We start from the raw sequence: 15290 nt of genomic DNA, 5'->3' as shown, positions 1-15290 counted from the left end.
ACCTGATCGTCAGAGTCCTGATCAGGACCCCGACTTGTCATCAGACTTGGCGTCCGACTTGTCATCTGAGCTGTCATCAACAACATCGATGCACACCGTTGTTGAAGCCAGTTGTTCACGTGCCGCGATCAGTGGAGCAGCCTTGCCCTTCAGTTGCTCGGCGGCGGCTGCCAAGGTCAGGTCCTTCTTCTTGCTGACTTCATCAACCGCCTTGCGGAAGATTTCCACCTGATCGCGGTACTCCTTCACTTCAGCCTTTTCAAGCTGCCCTTCAGCTTTGTTGAGAGCCGAGAGCGCATCCTTGAGCTTGTCGCCTGCCTTTTGAGCGTCCGCCACGGTGGAGTCCGGAGTGAGTCCATTGACCTGGCCCACGGCTGCGTCAACGTCAGCCTGGGCGGCGCAGACGGCTTCAACGCCTTTGACAACCTTCACCTCATCCTTGTCAGCCTTCTTGTCAGCCGACTGGCAGGCCACGAGTGCCAGGCTCAACGCGAGAGCGGCAGGGAAAACACGCAGGGAGGGCATGAATGGATCTGAGTCGGTCGCCGAAATGTACCCAGATTCACCATTTTCGACCGCAATGATCCCGAAGAGTTTCAGACACTTGCCCCGTTGAGCCAATCCGGAGTCATGGTGAAGGGAAGGACAGCTCAGGAATCCCGATGGGCGCCAATCTGCGTAAGGAATCTGGACCCCGAGAGGTGTTCTGTGGCCTGACATCGATCGTCTGGCTGCATCGACGCATGCCCGATGCCTTTTTTCTGGTTGTGGGGTCGCGCACCTGCGCCCATCTCATCCAGAGCGCAGCGGGCGTGATGATCTTTGCTGAGCCCAGATTCGGCACGGCGATTCTCAACGAACGAGACCTGGCAGGCCTGGCCGATGCCCATGATGAGCTGGACCGTGTGGCCCGTGAGTTACTGGCGCGACGTCCCGAGATCCGCACGCTGTTCCTGGTGGGTTCATGCCCGAGCGAAGTGATCAAGCTCGATCTTGCCCGCGCCGCTGAACGTCTCAACGAGGAATTGCAGGGCAGGGTTCGTGTGTTGAACTATTCCGGAAGCGGAATCGAAACCACGTTCACAGAGGGGGAGGACGGAGCTCTGTCTGCTCTGTTGCCCTTCTTACCGAGCACCGAAAAGCGACAGCTTCTGCTTGCCGGAACCCTGGCTGATGCGGTTGAAGACCGCCTGGTTCACCTGTTCGCCCGTCTCGGAATCGAGACTGTATGCAGCCTTCCGCCCAGGCAGTCCACGGAATTGCCGGGTGTTGGGCCGGGCACCACCGTGCTGCTCACCCAGCCCTTTCTGAGCAACACCGCACGCTTGCTCAAGGAACGGGGCGCCAAGGTGCTGAGTTCACCGTTTCCGCTTGGGGCGGAGGGCAGCCGCCGATGGATGGAGACAGCCTGCAGAGATTTCAACCTGCCAGGAGATAGGGTTGCTGCAGTGCTGGACCCTCTGGAAGAGAGAGCGCGCATGGCGCTTGAGCCCCACAGGGCGGAACTGTCTGGAAAACGCATTGTGCTGCTGCCGGAATCGCAGCTGGAAATTCCGCTTGCACGCTTTCTGCAGCGCGAGTGCGGCATGGAACTGGTGGAAGTTGGCACCCCTTATCTGAACCGCGAACAGATGGCGCCGGAACTGGAACTGCTGCCTGAGGGCACCGACGTGACGGAGGGTCAGCACGTGGAGCAGCAGCTGGACCGTGTTCGCGACCAGCATCCGGATCTTGTGGTGTGCGGGATGGGACTGGCCAACCCCCTGGAAGCGGAAGGCATCACCACCAAATGGTCGATCGAACTCGTGTTTAGCCCCATCCACGGCATCGACCAGGCCGGAGATCTGGCCGAATTGTTCTCACGCCCACTGCGCAGGAGGCAGCTCATTCATCCAGCACTGCATCCGCAGACATCGACACCTTCCATCCACGCCTGATTCCCATGCAACTGACGCTCTGGACATACGAAGGACCGCCGCATGTTGGGGCGATGCGCATCGCCGCCTCGATGCGTGGCGTGCACTACGTGCTGCATGCGCCTCAGGGTGACACCTATGCCGACCTTCTGTTCACCATGATCGAACGGCGCGGGCAGCGCCCACCGGTGACTTACACCACCTTTCAGGCACGCGACCTGGGAGGCGACACCGCCGAACTGGTGAAGCGGACTGTGCGTGAAGCGGCGGAACGTTTCCGTCCGGATGCACTGCTGGTGGGTGAAAGCTGCACCGCTGAACTGATTCAGGATCAACCGGGAGCCCTGGCCCAGGGCATGGGACTGAGCATGCCCGTTGTGACCCTGGAACTGCCCGCATACAGCAAGAAGGAGAACTGGGGAGCAGCGGAAACGCTTTACCAGCTTGTGCGCAATCTGCTGAAGCCCCAGGTGCCTGAGCAGCCGCAGCATGATCCCAAGGCCTGGATGGCCGTCGGCCGTCGACCTCGGGTCAATCTGATCGGTCCGTCCCTGCTGGGATTTCGATGCCGTGATGACGTACTCGAAATCCAGAGACTGCTGACCGTGCACGGCATCGATGTAGGGGTGGTCGCTCCGCTGGGAGCGCAGGTCAGTGATATCGAGCGAATCCCGCAGGCGGATCTGAATGTTTGCCTCTATCCGGAGATCGCAGAATCGAGCTGCAGCTGGCTTCAGCGGAACTTCGGAATGCCATTCACACGCACGGTTCCGATCGGCGTCAGCGCCACCCACGACTTCCTGGTGGAGTTGCACACGCTGCTGAGCATGGATCCGCCCACGGCGGAGGAGGGCTATCGCAGTTCAAGGCTGCCCTGGTATTCGGAATCCGTGGATTCCACCTATCTCACAGGTAAGCGGGTGTTCATTTTTGGCGACGGCAGTCACGCCCTGGCGGCAGCTCGCATCTGCAGTGAGGAGCTCGGATTCAAAGTGGTTGGCCTTGGCACCTACAGCCGCGAGATGGCGCGATCGGTCCGAACGGCCGCCAAGGAGCTCGGCCTTGAAGCACTGATCAGCGATGACTATCTGGAGGTCGAGGCGGCCATGGCCGACGCCGCTCCCGAGCTGGTGCTTGGAACGCAGATGGAACGACACAGCGCCAAGCGCCTGGGGATCCCGTGCGCCGTGATCAGCACACCGATGCATGTGCAGGACGTTCCGGCTCGCAACAGCCCTCAGATGGGATGGGAAGGCGCCAATGTGATTTTCGACGCCTGGGTGCATCCGCTGATGATGGGACTTGAGGAACATCTGATCGGCATGTTCCGCCACGACTTTGAGTTTGTGGACGGCCATCAGAGCCACCTGGGTCATCGCGGCGGGGCAGATCAATCCGCCGAAGACCTCAGCCCATCCACCGTGGTCATGAACCCTGAAGAGCAGGGACCGGTGTGGACTGCCGATGGCGAGGCGGAACTGAAAAAAATCCCCTTCTTTGTGCGTGGCAAGGTGCGCCGAAACACCGAAACCTATGCACGCCAGGAGGGGCGTATGGAGATCAGCAGCGAAACGCTCTATGACGCAAAAGCCCACTACAAGGCATGAGCAAATTCACTCATTTCTTTTAATCAATCCAAAGAAAATACGAGGTGCAAGCATTTCTGAAACGAAGGATCTTTTATTTGTTGGTGAATATCAGCTGGGGCGCATGTGTTGCTGTTGAATGAGATTGATCCCTTTTGCAAAGGTCCTGCATGACCACGACCCTGACGCGACCAGCTGACGGAGAAGGCAGTGTGCAGGTCCTTCAGGACCCGTCGCTGAACATCCAGGAGGAGACCCTGGTGATTGCCGTCTACGGCAAGGGCGGAATCGGCAAATCCACCACCTCCTCGAATCTTTCAGCCGCCTTCTCAAAGCTGGGCAAACGGGTGCTGCAGATCGGCTGCGACCCGAAACACGACAGCACCTTCACGCTCACGCACAAGATGGTGCCGACGGTGATTGACATCCTTGAGGAAGTGGACTTCCACAGTGAAGAGCTCCGACCCGAGGATTTCGTGTTCACCGGCTTCAACGGCGTGCAATGCGTTGAGAGCGGCGGTCCCCCCGCAGGCACTGGCTGCGGGGGCTATGTCACAGGGCAAACCGTGAAGCTCCTAAAGGAGCACCATCTGCTGGAAGACACCGATGTGGTGATTTTCGATGTGCTCGGGGATGTGGTTTGCGGAGGATTTGCTGCGCCGCTGCAGCATGCGAACTACTGCCTGATTGTGACCGCCAATGATTTCGATTCGATCTTTGCGATGAACCGGATCGTCCAGGCGATCCAGGCCAAGGCCAAGAACTACAAAGTGCGGCTCGGAGGTGTTGTCGCCAACCGATCAGCGGACACCGATCAGATCGACAAGTTCAATGAGCGCACCGGTCTGCGCACCATGGCCCACTTCAGGGATGTGGATGCCATTCGCCGCTCCCGCCTGAAGAAGTGCACCATCTTTGAGATGGACGACGACGACGAGGCGGTTCAGGCTGTCCGCAACGAGTATCTGAACCTCGCGCAGAACATGCTTGACAAGGTTGAACCCCTCGAGGCCGTCTCCTTGAAAGATCGAGAGATCTTCGACCTGCTTGGATTTGACTGAGATCTAGGTTCTGGCATTCAGCCCAACCAACCCCATCGTCAGCTCCCAGACCCTGGCAGCGGTCTGGGAATCGGTCACCTTGTCGGACAGTTCCTGACTGAACTGCTGACCATTTTTCTTCTGACGATTGCCCCAGCTCCAGTGAACCCCTGATTCTGAGAAATCCGGATCAGCGACCACCTGGGCAACACGCGCACCCGCCAGCGGCTGGGAGACATAGCCTCCGGTGATGTTCTTCTGAAACCAAGGGAAGATTTTTCTGAAAGCCCTTGGGGTATTGCGGAAAAGCGGTGTATCAGCCACGCACCCTGGATAGAGCGACGTGAAGCTGATGCCGGTTTCTCCGTTGAAGCGACGGTGCAATTCCTGCGTGGTGATCATGTTGCAGAGCTTGCTGTCCTTGTAGGCCTTCCCTGGCTTGAAACGCTTGCCGCTGGCCATCGAAACAGGCGCCTTGAAACCTGCCTCGAATCCGGAGAGATCACCGAGATCGGCAGGGGCAGGTATGGGAATCTTGCCTCCCAGCTCCTTGGAATTCGCAGTGACGGTGCCCAGTATCACCACGCGGCGAGAGGGGTGCGTGGAGGCCCTAAGACGCTCCATCAGCAACTGGACCAAAAGAAAATGGCCGAAGTGATTCGTTGCCATCGAGATCTCGTAACCCTGAGGGGAACGCTCTGGTTGTTTCAGCTTGGGTTTGTAGACGGCGGCGTTACAGACCAGCGCATCGATCTGGTCAGGCAGTCCCTCCACCGCCTGGCGGACACTGTCCAGATCACCGAGATCCATCAGCACGTGCTTCAACCGCTGTGCGGGCAGGCCCAGCTCATCGGCAGCGGCAGCGGCACGCTGGGGGGAACGATTGGCGGTAACCACAGTCCAGCCCTGTTGCACCAGAGAACGTGTGGCATTCAGGCCGACCCCGGATGTGGTTCCGGTGATCAGAACAGTGCCTGGAACGGGCATCGGGAGGGCTGTGAAGATCGCTCAGTCTGCCGCTCAGACCATGCCCGCACCGACCTCCGGTCACGAATCTCAGCGGGCAGTTGGCAGCACAGACCGTCAGCGCCAGATCACCCGTAAACGGTTCGGAGCAATCCATTGCTCCTGCTCATCCATCAGGCGCTCGTCACCCCCAAGGGTGAACAGGGTGTCAAAGCGATGTTGCAGTCCCTGCAACTTGGTGGCTTCCACATCCACCACTGCCGCCAGCTCTCCATGTCGGTCGAGCCGCTCCTGATATGCCATCGACAACCGCACGACACTGACCACGCCCAGAAAAATCAGGCCACCCTTCACTGCAAGCGCCAGGGAACTGCACAACAGTTCTCTCCGATCATTCTGCTGCTGAAGCAAGGCCGCCAAAGAGGCGGCATCAGGTGCTGAAGAAACGGCTTTCTGCATGCCCGCTTGTAACGCGGCGCACCGTTCGTGCCAAGAGGCCCAGGGCAGCTCAGGCGCGATAGAGGCTCACGCAGAGACGTATCGCGAGGATACCGGCGTGTGCAGCCACCACGAGAGCGATGAAGATTTCGGCTTGGGTAAGGGTGCTGACCATGACGGAGCTTGAAACCTTTGCATTCTTTCCTGTGCAGGCCTCAGGGCGCCATCATTCGCAAAGGCCTGTCACACCCGCATGGAAGCCTTGAGTCCTGATTCCCTGGTGACCATCGACGCAAAAGCGATCAGGACACTGAACCTGCAGGCTCTTTCAGTCTGGATGGAACGCCCTCTTCAGGTCCTGCTCGATGGCGGTGCTGTTCTGGAACTGCGCTACGAATGGCCGCGCGAAGTCGATGACCCCAGAGAACTTAGCGAATGTCCGGAGCCTCGGCTTTGGGCCCTGCGTGCAGACGCTCGCTACCCCTGGCTCCCGTTGTTGCTGGATCGCAGCGGCGGAAGCCTGGCGCAGCATGTGGCGATGCTGGTTCCCCACGATTTCAGCTCCAGTGAAGGCATCCGCTTCGATCCTCAGGCTCTTGAGCTGTGGATCACCCATCGCCTGATGCTGCTGAACCAGCTGGGCAGCTCCTCGGAGGTGTCAGGAGGTCAGCGCGGCAACCTCAGCCTGATGGCCGCCAGCCTTGGCTTCGAGCTGGATGGTGGTTTCTGGGAGCTGCTCGATCAGTCACCATGAATCAACCCATACGGAACTGGGCCGGATTGCCCCTGCTGCTGTTGACCCTCTGCTCGGGGAGCTGCGGATCCGAAGCGGAACTCGTTTTACCTGTTCAGCGCTCCGAGACAGCACCCCAACAAGCCGCTCCAAAGCCAACACCACCTGGCCAGGCTGGGCCAAACCATGCGTTGCTGGCCCGCCTGCAAGGACAGGAACTTGAACTCAAAGCTCAACGCACTGACATTCGACGTACGGACGGACAACGCCAGTGGCTGCTGGAACTGCACCATGACCAAACCGTGCTGGCCAGCTGGCCTGCTGTGAGCGGTACCCCAAGCAGCCAGGGCCTTGATCGGCGCTGGTCTCCTGGCAACGGAGCTCCCTTGCCGCAGGGTGACTACAGCCTGGGTCCCGCGGAACCCTGGGGCGAGGACATCTGGATCACGCTCGCCCCCCGTTTTGACACCAACCGCAGCGGACTGGGGATTCACCACTGCAATCCAGGCAGCGGCTGTCTCTGCCTGCCGGATCGTTCTTCGCTGCTGGCTCTGACAGCCTGGATGCAGGAGGTCGAGCTCAAACAGCTCAGGGTGTTGAACTGATCCCACACAGTCACGCCCCCTGTAACGCCAGCTGAACAGCCCTTCTACCGCTGTCGACCGCCAGCAACAGCGACAGCAGCTTGAGCAGCCAAGCAAGTGTTCCGGTCTTCACCCGATCCAACCGGGCGGCCGTCCACTGGGCGGCGAAGGCAGCAACGGCTCCGAGCACAAGACCCAGCATCCACTGACCACGTCCTTCGTGGAGAAATTGCAATGAAGCGGCACTGGCCGAGCAGGCCACGGCCAGCGTACTGAGACGAATCGCCTGCCGAATCGGCACCGACAGGCCGTTCACCATCAATGGAACCATCAGAAGCCCGCCGCCGAGCCCGAGCATCCCGCCCGCCAGCCCAGCAACAGAGCCAACGCCCGTGAGACCTTTCAAGGGCAGAGGCTGATCAGATTCAGGACCCAGATCACGACGATCACCGCGAATCGTGAGCGCCAGCAGCAGATAAAGCAATGCCTGAAGTGTCAGCAACTGCCAGCCTGCGGCGAGTCGACCAAGACGGCTGAACACCAGCGCGGTGGCAAAGGCTGAAAGACCAATGGCCAGGCCTGGCCTGAGCTGAAGCGTGCGCGCGCGCCAATGGGTGTAACTGCCGCCGATCGCCGTAGGCACAATCGCAAAGGTGCTTGTTGCCAGAGCTTGGTGGGGACTGAGGCCCATCCACAGCAGAAGAGGCGCGAAAATCAGACCACCACCGATTCCCAGCAGACCGGCCAGAGCTCCTGCCAGGAGCCCTAATGGCACGGCAAGAAGCACATCAGCCAATGTCATCGCCGCCTTGTCAGGTAACTGAGTGGTATCAATGACTCTCGTAATTCATAAGACGGGTTTTACCACGGTTTCTGCGAGAGCTTCTGACGTCCAATAATCCGTCTTTCCGGTAAGCGTCATCGGAACCCGTCCATGAAGGCTTTGACCTCTTTGCAGAACTCTGCTTGCTCTTTTCACGCCTCCTCAACAGCTTCCATTTCACGGAACTGATACCTAGCAATCTTGAGCACGGTTGCCTAAGGGCGTCCAATCTTTTCGCTGGGTACCTCATGGTCACCACCCAAGCCATGCAGGAGTGACTTATTTGAGATGTGATGGTTCTGCTCGTTTGTGAGCTGCTGAGAGAGAAGCAGGTTCATTGTCTCTAGGCGCGGATCGACTTGCTCACTGACCCCCTCGGCTGCCCTCTGACCAACCCGATGTCGACCACCTCCCAACTCACCAGCCTGCTGTTGCAGCACAGCTGGCCAGTCCTCAACCCTGACTCCAAAAGAGGATTTGGCTAAAGGCCTAGGAAGTTTGGCTTCGTCGCCCTGCAGCAACTGCTGCCAATCAAAAAGTGCTAGTCAGTTATGCACTTTGATGTAAATCGACCCATCTGTGCAGCTTTTGGAGACGACGCCTGTCTTCACTCCATTGTATATATCCACGCTTGAAAGGCAGCTTAAACCTGTATGCATAACAGTGTTTTGGATTCCGCCCTCACCGAAGTCTTTCAGGTACTGAGGGCACATTGTGTCGATATAACTGTTAAAATCAACTCGAGCATTTTGGTTCTCGACTGAGCCTTGTTGTGCTGAGTATTTTCTCGAGCTAGCAGTTCCATCCATCATTGCTAGCTGCAGAGCATTGGTGTGTGATCTTCCCTGCTTTCTTGCCTCGCAGTACTTACCTGCAGCAATATTTCCATATTTCAGAGCACCAGTCTGGGCATGAGCCACCTCGTTGACAGCAAGCAATCCCGAAACAAGCAGTAGTAAAACAGTTTTCATTCTTTTGGCTGTCATGCTCACTTTTAGATTGGCTTGCTTCTGTTTCTCAATGCCTCCCGCTTTTGGGTGATATTCGCTGAGAGTTTGCTTAGTCAAAGAACTTGGCAGTCGCCTCCACTTTGACTTTCAGGATGGCCTGGCGTGCCCTTGCGGCTGTTTTGACCGGATCACTGGTCTTAAAGGTGCTAGCCATCGAACAAAAGCTGCACAACGCAGATACCGTTGAAACGTTGCTGAATTGGTTTTCGTGGCCTTCCCATGACTGCCGTTTCACGAGTTTTACAACGATGACAAGGTAAAAAACCTGTGGTGATCAGTTCTAAAAAGGAAACATGGTCATCGCCGCCATGATGCTGCCAGCATCCTGCAGCTCCGAGCCTTCACGCCACGGTCGCCTAGTGCCCAACCTCACGCTCAACGGTGCCGAGCAGATGGCCTTGGATGCCCTCCTGCTTGAGCAGTGTTGGACCAAGGGGCAGAACCAACCGATCTTGCGCTTCTACAACTGGAAGAGGCCATCACTCTCCCTGGGCAGACATCAACGGGACATTCCAGATCCATGGCTCAACCTTGCAAGAACAGGGCAGCTGGATCTCCTGCGACGCCCCAGTGGCGGCGGCGCCGTGCTCCACGCCGGTGGGCTGACCTACGCACTGGTGTGGCCCGAAGCGCCTCGACAGAAGCGTGAGGCTTACCTGCAGGTGAACCGATGGATCACTGCAGGTTTCGCACAGCTGGGCGTGAGCCTCCATCCAGGCGACTCCCCTGCAGAGGCCGGCGCCATCAATTGCTTTGCCCGTTCAACAACAGCCGACCTTGTGGATGGACATGGGACCAAACGCATTGGCAGTGCTCAGTACTGGCAGCACGGTCATCTTCTACAGCATGGCGAAATTCCACTGACCCCTCCTGCTGATCTCTGGCAAGTCGTGTTCGGGAACGATCCACCGCGGTGGACGCCCGCGTCACCTGATGCCTCAGCGGTGCAAAGCGCGCTGATCTCCAGCTTCAGCAAAGGGCTGTCGACTCACGACTGGACTGATCAACCACTCAGCCCTGAGGAACGAAGCCTCATGCAGCAAGGGGGCGAGCGTTATCGGCTAGGCGTTTCAGCGCTTTGATCATCCAGAAGACCTGAGGCCTGCATGCTTTGCACCACCTGCGCCAAAGGCATCCCGAACGGATAGGTGTTGGAACGACGGGCGGCCGTGAGCATGGCCTCGGGCAGTTTCACAGATAAACCCTTCAGAACGGCTTCACCCAGGTCACAGCGATCAAGGGTTCCGTCGGGTAGACCGGCAGGGCCTAGAACCAGCAGGCGCCCCTGCTCAGTGTCCTCCAGGGCAAGGACCGCCTCCCAGAGCGGTGCGGTCTGCTTGATCGATGGCAGGAGCTCGAGCGGCTGAAGATGATCGGCAATGGTCTGGCGATCCCATTGCTGAACAGGGAGGTCCTTGAGTGGTTGATCAGTGATGAAGCCAATCCATCGACCACCTCGACAGACGAGCACCCAGTCCTGAAGGCAAGGATCGCCGCTGTCCACGGCTCCCAGACGCAGCTTGCTAAGCGTGCGCAGGCTCTGATCGGCCTCCACCACGCGGAATCGACGGGACGTCGCCGGTCCAACGGTTTCCCTTTTGAGCACCTGCTGCAGCGCCAAGGTCTGGGTCTGACTGCGTGAAGCGCTCATTCCGAACCAGCCGAGAAGCACCAGCCAGAGACCGGCAAATCCGCCGCCCCTGAGCACAATCCAGAACCCGATCATCACGGCGAGGAGTGACAAGAACCGACCACTGGCGGTCGCCACCTGAATTCCCCGACGTTGACTGCCCGTCCATTGCCAGACGATGGATTTAAGAATCAAGCCGCCATCCAGAGGCAATCCAGGCAGCAGATTGAACAGCGCCAGCACCAGATTGAGAGCTCCCAGCTGAGCCACAAGGTTTCCCAGCAGTGGGCTGACGTGTTCAGCGGCGTGAACACTGAAGAGCAACAGAGCTCCAAGAATCAGACTCACCGCCGGGCCTGCGGCAGCCACCCTCAGCGAGCCCATCGCCGTGGAGCATTCCCGTTCCACCCGGGCGACTCCGCCCATCAGAAACAACGTGATGCTGCTCACCTTCACACCCTCGCGCAGGGCTACAAGGGAATGGCCAAGCTCATGCAGCAGCACAGACACGAACAGCAGCAGCGCAGTGAGCAGCCCCATCGACCAGCTGATCCAGTCGGCACCCGCCGCGGCTGGGAGTTTGGAGACCTGCTGCTGAAAGGCCATGGTGAACAACACCAGAACAATGAACCAACTGGGATGGACCTTCAGAGGGATCCCGCCGATTCGCATCAGTTGCCAGCCATCACCCAAAAGCTTTTCCGGCGGGCTGGCCGGCAGTGTTGGCTCAATCCTAGAAAGGACGTCCAATGCTGCTCCCCGATGGTCGATCAGGGCCTGTCTCTCAAGATCTGCGGCCTGACCGACTGCGACCAGGCCTGTGAGGTCGCTGCAATGGGGGTGGATGCGATCGGCGTGATCGGAGTGCCGGACACTCCTCGTTTCGTGGAGCCGAATCAGCGCAGGGCAATCTTCCAGAGCCTGACCCAGGAGCATCCTGTGCTGAAGCGGGTCTGGGTCGTGGCAGACCCCAGCGATGCACAGCTTGCATCGGCACTGTCGGGCGAGGGAAAGCCCACCGTGGTGCAGTTGCACGGGGAAGAGTCACCGCAGCGATGCGCTGATCTTCGTCGGCTTCACCCCGGGGTCGACTGGTGGAAAGCGCTACGCCTGCGTGGAGAAGCGGATCTCAACGGCATCGACGCCTATTTCGCCAGCGTGGATGCCCTGCTTCTGGATGCCTGGAGCCCGAACCAGCTGGGAGGGACTGGTCATCGTCTCGATCCTGCCTGGCTTGAGCGACTGCAGACAAGGCTCTGCAGCGATCTGCCCTGGTGGCTCGCTGGAGGGATCAGCGCTGAGTGGATCCCAACACTGTTGGATCAGGTCACCCCCTTTGGTCTGGATGCTTCCAGCCGCCTGGAGCACAGTCCTGGGGTGAAGGATCTCCGTCGTGTCGAAGCGCTGGTCAAGGCGGTCAGGGTCAAATCGGGCAAGCAGGGATAGGTTGAATCTCCCCTCAACAGCTTCCATGCGCCGGGCTACGTCAATTTGCCTCACCTTGATGGCGGCAGTCCCTCTCGGGGTCTCAGCTCAGGGAATGTTGCCGGGATGCCGGCTGGAGAACGGCAGTCTTCAATGTGTGCCAGGTCTGACAGCCAGCCCTGAGAAGCAGATTCAGGTGCTTGACGGACAAATCGATCAGGGACTTCAGCAGGAAGGACATCTCCAGCAGGCCATCCAAGGACTGCAACGGTTCGTCCTGGTCGGAGAAGCCAGGGAAGGTGCGTTACTGAAGGCGGAGCTGACACTGCAGGGAGCTGACGTGGATGAACTCGATGTCCACTGGTACCGCCGAAGTGCCCAGGGGAACTGGAAGCTGGTGGAATCCGGCTCGGGGCACAGCTACCGGGTAGGCCCCGAAGATCAACAGGACAGGCTCATGGCAGTTCTGGTGGTGCGCAGCCGTGACGGCAAAATTCAACGCATCAGCAGCAATGTGATCGGTCCGATCAGCAATTGAACATGTGGGGTGCTGCTTGATGCACCCCACATCCAGCGCGGCGAGCGAACGGATCCGATCAGTTACTCAGCAGAGCTTCCTGCTGACGCACCAGCTCAAAGAACTCCTGCTTGAGGCTGGGGTCATGACGGAAATCACCCCGGACAACGGAGTTAACCATGCTGGTTTGAGGCTCTTTCACACCACGCCATTTCATGCAGTAATGCTGAGCCTTGATGATAATTCCGAGGCCCTTGGGCTCGCAGAGTTTCTCGATTTCGTCGGCAAGGATCATCACGGCCTCCTCCTGGATATGAGGCCGTGAGAACACCCAGTCCGCGACGCGAGTGAATTTGGAGAGACCGATAACTCGCGCACCTGGCTTAATGCCGACCCAGCAGTTGCCCATGATCGGCACAAAGTGGTGAGAGCAGGCCGAGCGAACAGTGAGTGGGCCAACTGTATAAATCTCGTCGAGCTGCTTCACGTTCGGGAAACTCGCCACCTTGGGTTGTTGGTGGTAACGCCCTTTGAACACCTCCTGTAAGTACATCTTGGCGACCCGTTCCGCTGTCTCTTCGGTGTTGTGGTCGTTCTCGATATCAATCACCAAACTGTGCAGAAGATCGCGAAAACGATCAGCGACTTCCATCTGAAGTTCTTCTAGCTCTCCCGGCAGAATGTGATCGGCAATGTTGTCATTGGCGAGGAATGAAGCACCACGCTCGCGCAGACGCTCACGAATCACGTCGGAGATCTTGGCGTCAGTGATGGCGAACTGACCACGGCCATGACTGAGTGACGCATGCGAACTCAGTTTACTGAGTGCTGCGGCACTGGTTTCGTTAGTGGAAGTAGGGAGTGTAGAAGTCATCTCTTTCAGAAGTCAGAAAGCGCCTGTAGCTGGCATGAGGGTTAAATCCTCAACAACCTGAGTGGCAGGTTGCTGGGCCAAGTGCAGAAGAGCGGCAGCGGCCTGATTGACGGGCAGCATGGCACGTCGGTCAAAGTCACTGTCGACGGTCGGAGAGTCCCAGAGGGAGGTATCGACCGCACCAAGTGTGAGAGTGCAGGCACGGATGCCATGAGCACGTTCTTCCTCACCCAGGCAGCGAGTGAAACTCGCCAGAGCAGCTTTGACGGTGCAGTACGCCCCCCAACCGGGGAAAGCGTTTCTGGCCGCATGGCTACTCACGTTGATCACCAATCCACCCGCTGGCCTCATGGCAGGGACAACTGCGGAACACACCTGAAAAACGCTGGTGAGATTGAGTTGAATCAACCAGTTCCAGCGATCCAGAGGCATCTCCAGCAATTCCCCTGTCCAGGCAGCTCCAGCGTTATTGATGAGAACTGAGGGGCGAAGCCCCTGATTCAGCAATGCATCAATGCCAGGAGCGATGGCGGATGAGTCGGTGAGATCGATCGCCTGATAAGCGACACGAACACCACCTGCACTCAGTTCCGACTCAAGAGACTGCAAAGCAGCCCCACTGCGGGAAACGAGGAGCAAATCCCACCCCGCCTCAGCAAATGCCTTGGCAGCAGCATGACCGATTCCACGTGATGCGCCGGTGATCAGAACGGAAGGCAAGAAATCCGTGCAATCCGGAGCACCCTAGGCAGCAAAACCGCCTTCCGGCGAGGTGGCATCCAGGAAACGCCCCATGGCCCTGAATTTCATGTAGCGCTGATCTCTCAGATCGGCGACGGACAAAGCCAGCAGATCGTCGAGATGGCGATTCAGTGCTGCCCTCAGCGTTTCACCGGCTTCGAGGGGGGCCCAATTGTTACCACCAGCCGGTTCAGGCAAAACTTCGTCCACCACACCAAGACTGAGCAGATCCTTACCGGTGATCCGCAGCGCAGCTGCAGCCTCGGAAGCCTTCGCCGCATCACGCCAAAGAATGGAGGCGCAGGCTTCAGGGCTGGCGACGGTGTAGACGCTGTGCTCAAACATGATCAACCTGTCGGCGACTCCGATACCGAGAGCACCGCCGGAGCCACCCTCACCAATCACCGTGGCGATGATGGGAACCCGCAAGCTGAACATCTCGCGCAGGTTCACGGCAATGGCCTCACCCTGCCCCTGCTCCTCCGCCAGCAGACCGGCATAAGCCCCAGGCGTGTCGATGAAGGCCAGGATCGGCAGACCGAAGCGGTCGGCATGCTCCATCAGGCGCAGAGCCTTGCGGTAGCCACCTGGGGTGGCCATACCGAAATTCCTTGCAACGTTCTCCTTGGTGTCGCGTCCCTTCTGATGCCCGATCAGCAGAACCGATCGTTCCCCCAGCCGTCCGATCCCACCAATCAGTGCCTGGTCATCACTGCCACGTCGATCACCATGCAGTTCAACCCAGTCATCACAGAACATCTGGATGAAATCGAGGGTGCTAGGCCGATGAGGATGCCGGGCCACCTGAATTTTCTGAGCCGGGCTCAGGGAACGAAAAATCTCATCGCGACGTCGGGCTGCGAGCGTTTCCAACTGCAGAAGTTGCTGGCTGACGTCCACTTCCGAATCTCTTGCCAGCTGACGGATCTGCTCGATCTGCTGTTCGAGCTCCACCAGAGGTTTCTCGAAATCAAGCAGCGGGCGGCGGGCCATGAAAGGAGGTGGAA

The 15290-nt window shown here is 58.6% G+C and carries 18 protein-coding genes; 8 read left to right on the top strand and 10 right to left on the bottom strand.

Annotated elements, in window-relative coordinates; all coding sequences use genetic code 11:
• Positions 1-21: 21 nt before the first annotated feature.
• Complete coding sequence (locus SIB58_RS02955) at positions 22-525, bottom strand: hypothetical protein (protein WP_066906106.1); 504 nt, start codon at positions 523-525, stop codon at positions 22-24.
• A gap of 137 nt (positions 526-662) precedes the next feature.
• Between SIB58_RS02955 and SIB58_RS02950 the strand changes: the two genes are divergently transcribed.
• From SIB58_RS02950 to bchL, 3 genes are all read left to right on the top strand, one after another.
• Complete coding sequence (locus tag SIB58_RS02950) at positions 663-1937, top strand: ferredoxin:protochlorophyllide reductase (ATP-dependent) subunit N (protein WP_066905754.1); 1275 nt, start codon at positions 663-665, stop codon at positions 1935-1937.
• Positions 1938-1942: 5 nt separating this feature from the next.
• Positions 1943-3523, top strand: a complete 1581-nt coding sequence (locus tag SIB58_RS02945; RefSeq protein WP_066905756.1) for a ferredoxin:protochlorophyllide reductase (ATP-dependent) subunit B — start codon at positions 1943-1945, stop codon at positions 3521-3523.
• A 149-nt stretch (positions 3524-3672) separates the two neighbouring features.
• Positions 3673-4563, top strand: a complete 891-nt coding sequence (bchL, locus tag SIB58_RS02940; RefSeq protein ID WP_066905758.1) for a ferredoxin:protochlorophyllide reductase (ATP-dependent) iron-sulfur ATP-binding protein — start codon at positions 3673-3675, stop codon at positions 4561-4563.
• A gap of 3 nt (positions 4564-4566) precedes the next feature.
• On the opposite strand, the gene SIB58_RS02935 is transcribed toward bchL, so the two are convergent.
• The 3 genes from SIB58_RS02935 to psaM form a co-directional block, all read right to left on the bottom strand.
• Complete coding sequence (locus tag SIB58_RS02935) at positions 4567-5529, bottom strand: protochlorophyllide reductase (protein ID WP_066905760.1); 963 nt, start codon at positions 5527-5529, stop codon at positions 4567-4569.
• A gap of 96 nt (positions 5530-5625) precedes the next feature.
• Positions 5626-5967 (bottom strand): hypothetical protein, encoded by a 342-nt coding sequence (locus SIB58_RS02930; RefSeq protein WP_067325804.1) that lies wholly within the window; start codon positions 5965-5967, stop codon positions 5626-5628.
• A 49-nt stretch (positions 5968-6016) separates the two neighbouring features.
• On the bottom strand, positions 6017-6121 hold the full coding sequence (psaM, locus tag SIB58_RS02925; protein ID WP_067092922.1) for a photosystem I reaction center subunit XII: 105 nt from the start codon (positions 6119-6121) through the stop codon (positions 6017-6019).
• A gap of 78 nt (positions 6122-6199) precedes the next feature.
• On the opposite strand from psaM, the gene SIB58_RS02920 reads away from it, so the two are divergent.
• Together SIB58_RS02920 and SIB58_RS02915 are read left to right on the top strand one after the other, a co-directional pair.
• The gene (locus SIB58_RS02920; protein ID WP_066905764.1) at positions 6200-6700 is read left to right on the top strand and encodes a CRR6 family NdhI maturation factor; all 501 of its coding nucleotides are present in this window, start codon (positions 6200-6202) and stop codon (positions 6698-6700) included.
• Complete coding sequence (locus SIB58_RS02915) at positions 6697-7284, top strand: hypothetical protein (RefSeq protein ID WP_066905766.1); 588 nt, start codon at positions 6697-6699, stop codon at positions 7282-7284. Before SIB58_RS02920 ends, SIB58_RS02915 begins: the two co-directional genes overlap by 4 nt.
• A 10-nt stretch (positions 7285-7294) precedes the next feature.
• Here SIB58_RS02915 and SIB58_RS02910 read toward each other — a convergent pair whose 3' ends face one another.
• The gene (locus SIB58_RS02910; RefSeq protein ID WP_066905768.1) at positions 7295-8065 is read right to left on the bottom strand and encodes a sulfite exporter TauE/SafE family protein; all 771 of its coding nucleotides are present in this window, start codon (positions 8063-8065) and stop codon (positions 7295-7297) included.
• Between the two features lie 566 nt (positions 8066-8631).
• Positions 8632-9153, bottom strand: a complete 522-nt coding sequence (locus SIB58_RS02905) for a hypothetical protein (RefSeq protein WP_066905772.1) — start codon at positions 9151-9153, stop codon at positions 8632-8634.
• A gap of 236 nt (positions 9154-9389) precedes the next feature.
• Between SIB58_RS02905 and SIB58_RS02900 the strand changes: the two genes are divergently transcribed.
• Positions 9390-10178, top strand: a complete 789-nt coding sequence (locus SIB58_RS02900) for a lipoate--protein ligase family protein (RefSeq protein WP_231884133.1) — start codon at positions 9390-9392, stop codon at positions 10176-10178.
• On the opposite strand, the gene SIB58_RS02895 is transcribed toward SIB58_RS02900, so the two are convergent.
• Positions 10151-11419 (bottom strand): site-2 protease family protein, encoded by a 1269-nt coding sequence (locus SIB58_RS02895; protein WP_067325809.1) that lies wholly within the window; start codon positions 11417-11419, stop codon positions 10151-10153. The genes SIB58_RS02900 and SIB58_RS02895 overlap by 28 nt on opposite strands.
• Before the next feature lie 69 nt (positions 11420-11488).
• On the opposite strand from SIB58_RS02895, the gene SIB58_RS02890 reads away from it, so the two are divergent.
• Positions 11489-12172, top strand: a complete 684-nt coding sequence (locus tag SIB58_RS02890; RefSeq protein ID WP_066905776.1) for a phosphoribosylanthranilate isomerase — start codon at positions 11489-11491, stop codon at positions 12170-12172.
• Between the two features lie 58 nt (positions 12173-12230).
• The gene (locus tag SIB58_RS02885; protein ID WP_231856999.1) at positions 12231-12689 is read left to right on the top strand and encodes a hypothetical protein; all 459 of its coding nucleotides are present in this window, start codon (positions 12231-12233) and stop codon (positions 12687-12689) included.
• Positions 12690-12747: 58 nt separating this feature from the next.
• Here the strand turns inward: SIB58_RS02885 and folE are convergent, their stop codons facing one another.
• From folE to SIB58_RS02870, 3 genes are read right to left on the bottom strand one after another with little or no spacing between them, the layout of a single operon-like run.
• On the bottom strand, positions 12748-13542 hold the full coding sequence (folE, locus tag SIB58_RS02880; RefSeq protein WP_066905780.1) for a GTP cyclohydrolase I: 795 nt from the start codon (positions 13540-13542) through the stop codon (positions 12748-12750).
• A gap of 12 nt (positions 13543-13554) precedes the next feature.
• Positions 13555-14262 carry an SDR family oxidoreductase gene (locus tag SIB58_RS02875; protein ID WP_066905782.1) on the bottom strand — a complete coding sequence of 236 codons (708 nt, stop codon included), beginning with the start codon at positions 14260-14262 and terminating at the stop codon, positions 13555-13557.
• Positions 14263-14286: 24 nt separating this feature from the next.
• Positions 14287-15276, bottom strand: a complete 990-nt coding sequence (locus SIB58_RS02870; protein WP_066905784.1) for an acetyl-CoA carboxylase carboxyltransferase subunit alpha — start codon at positions 15274-15276, stop codon at positions 14287-14289.
• Positions 15277-15290: the final 14 nt, after the last annotated feature.

Origin of the sequence: Synechococcus sp. MIT S9504, from assembly GCF_047497135.1 — a bacterium.
GTDB lineage: Bacteria > Cyanobacteriota > Cyanobacteriia > PCC-6307 > Cyanobiaceae > Synechococcus_C.
This window is presented reverse-complemented; position numbering and strand designations above follow the sequence as displayed.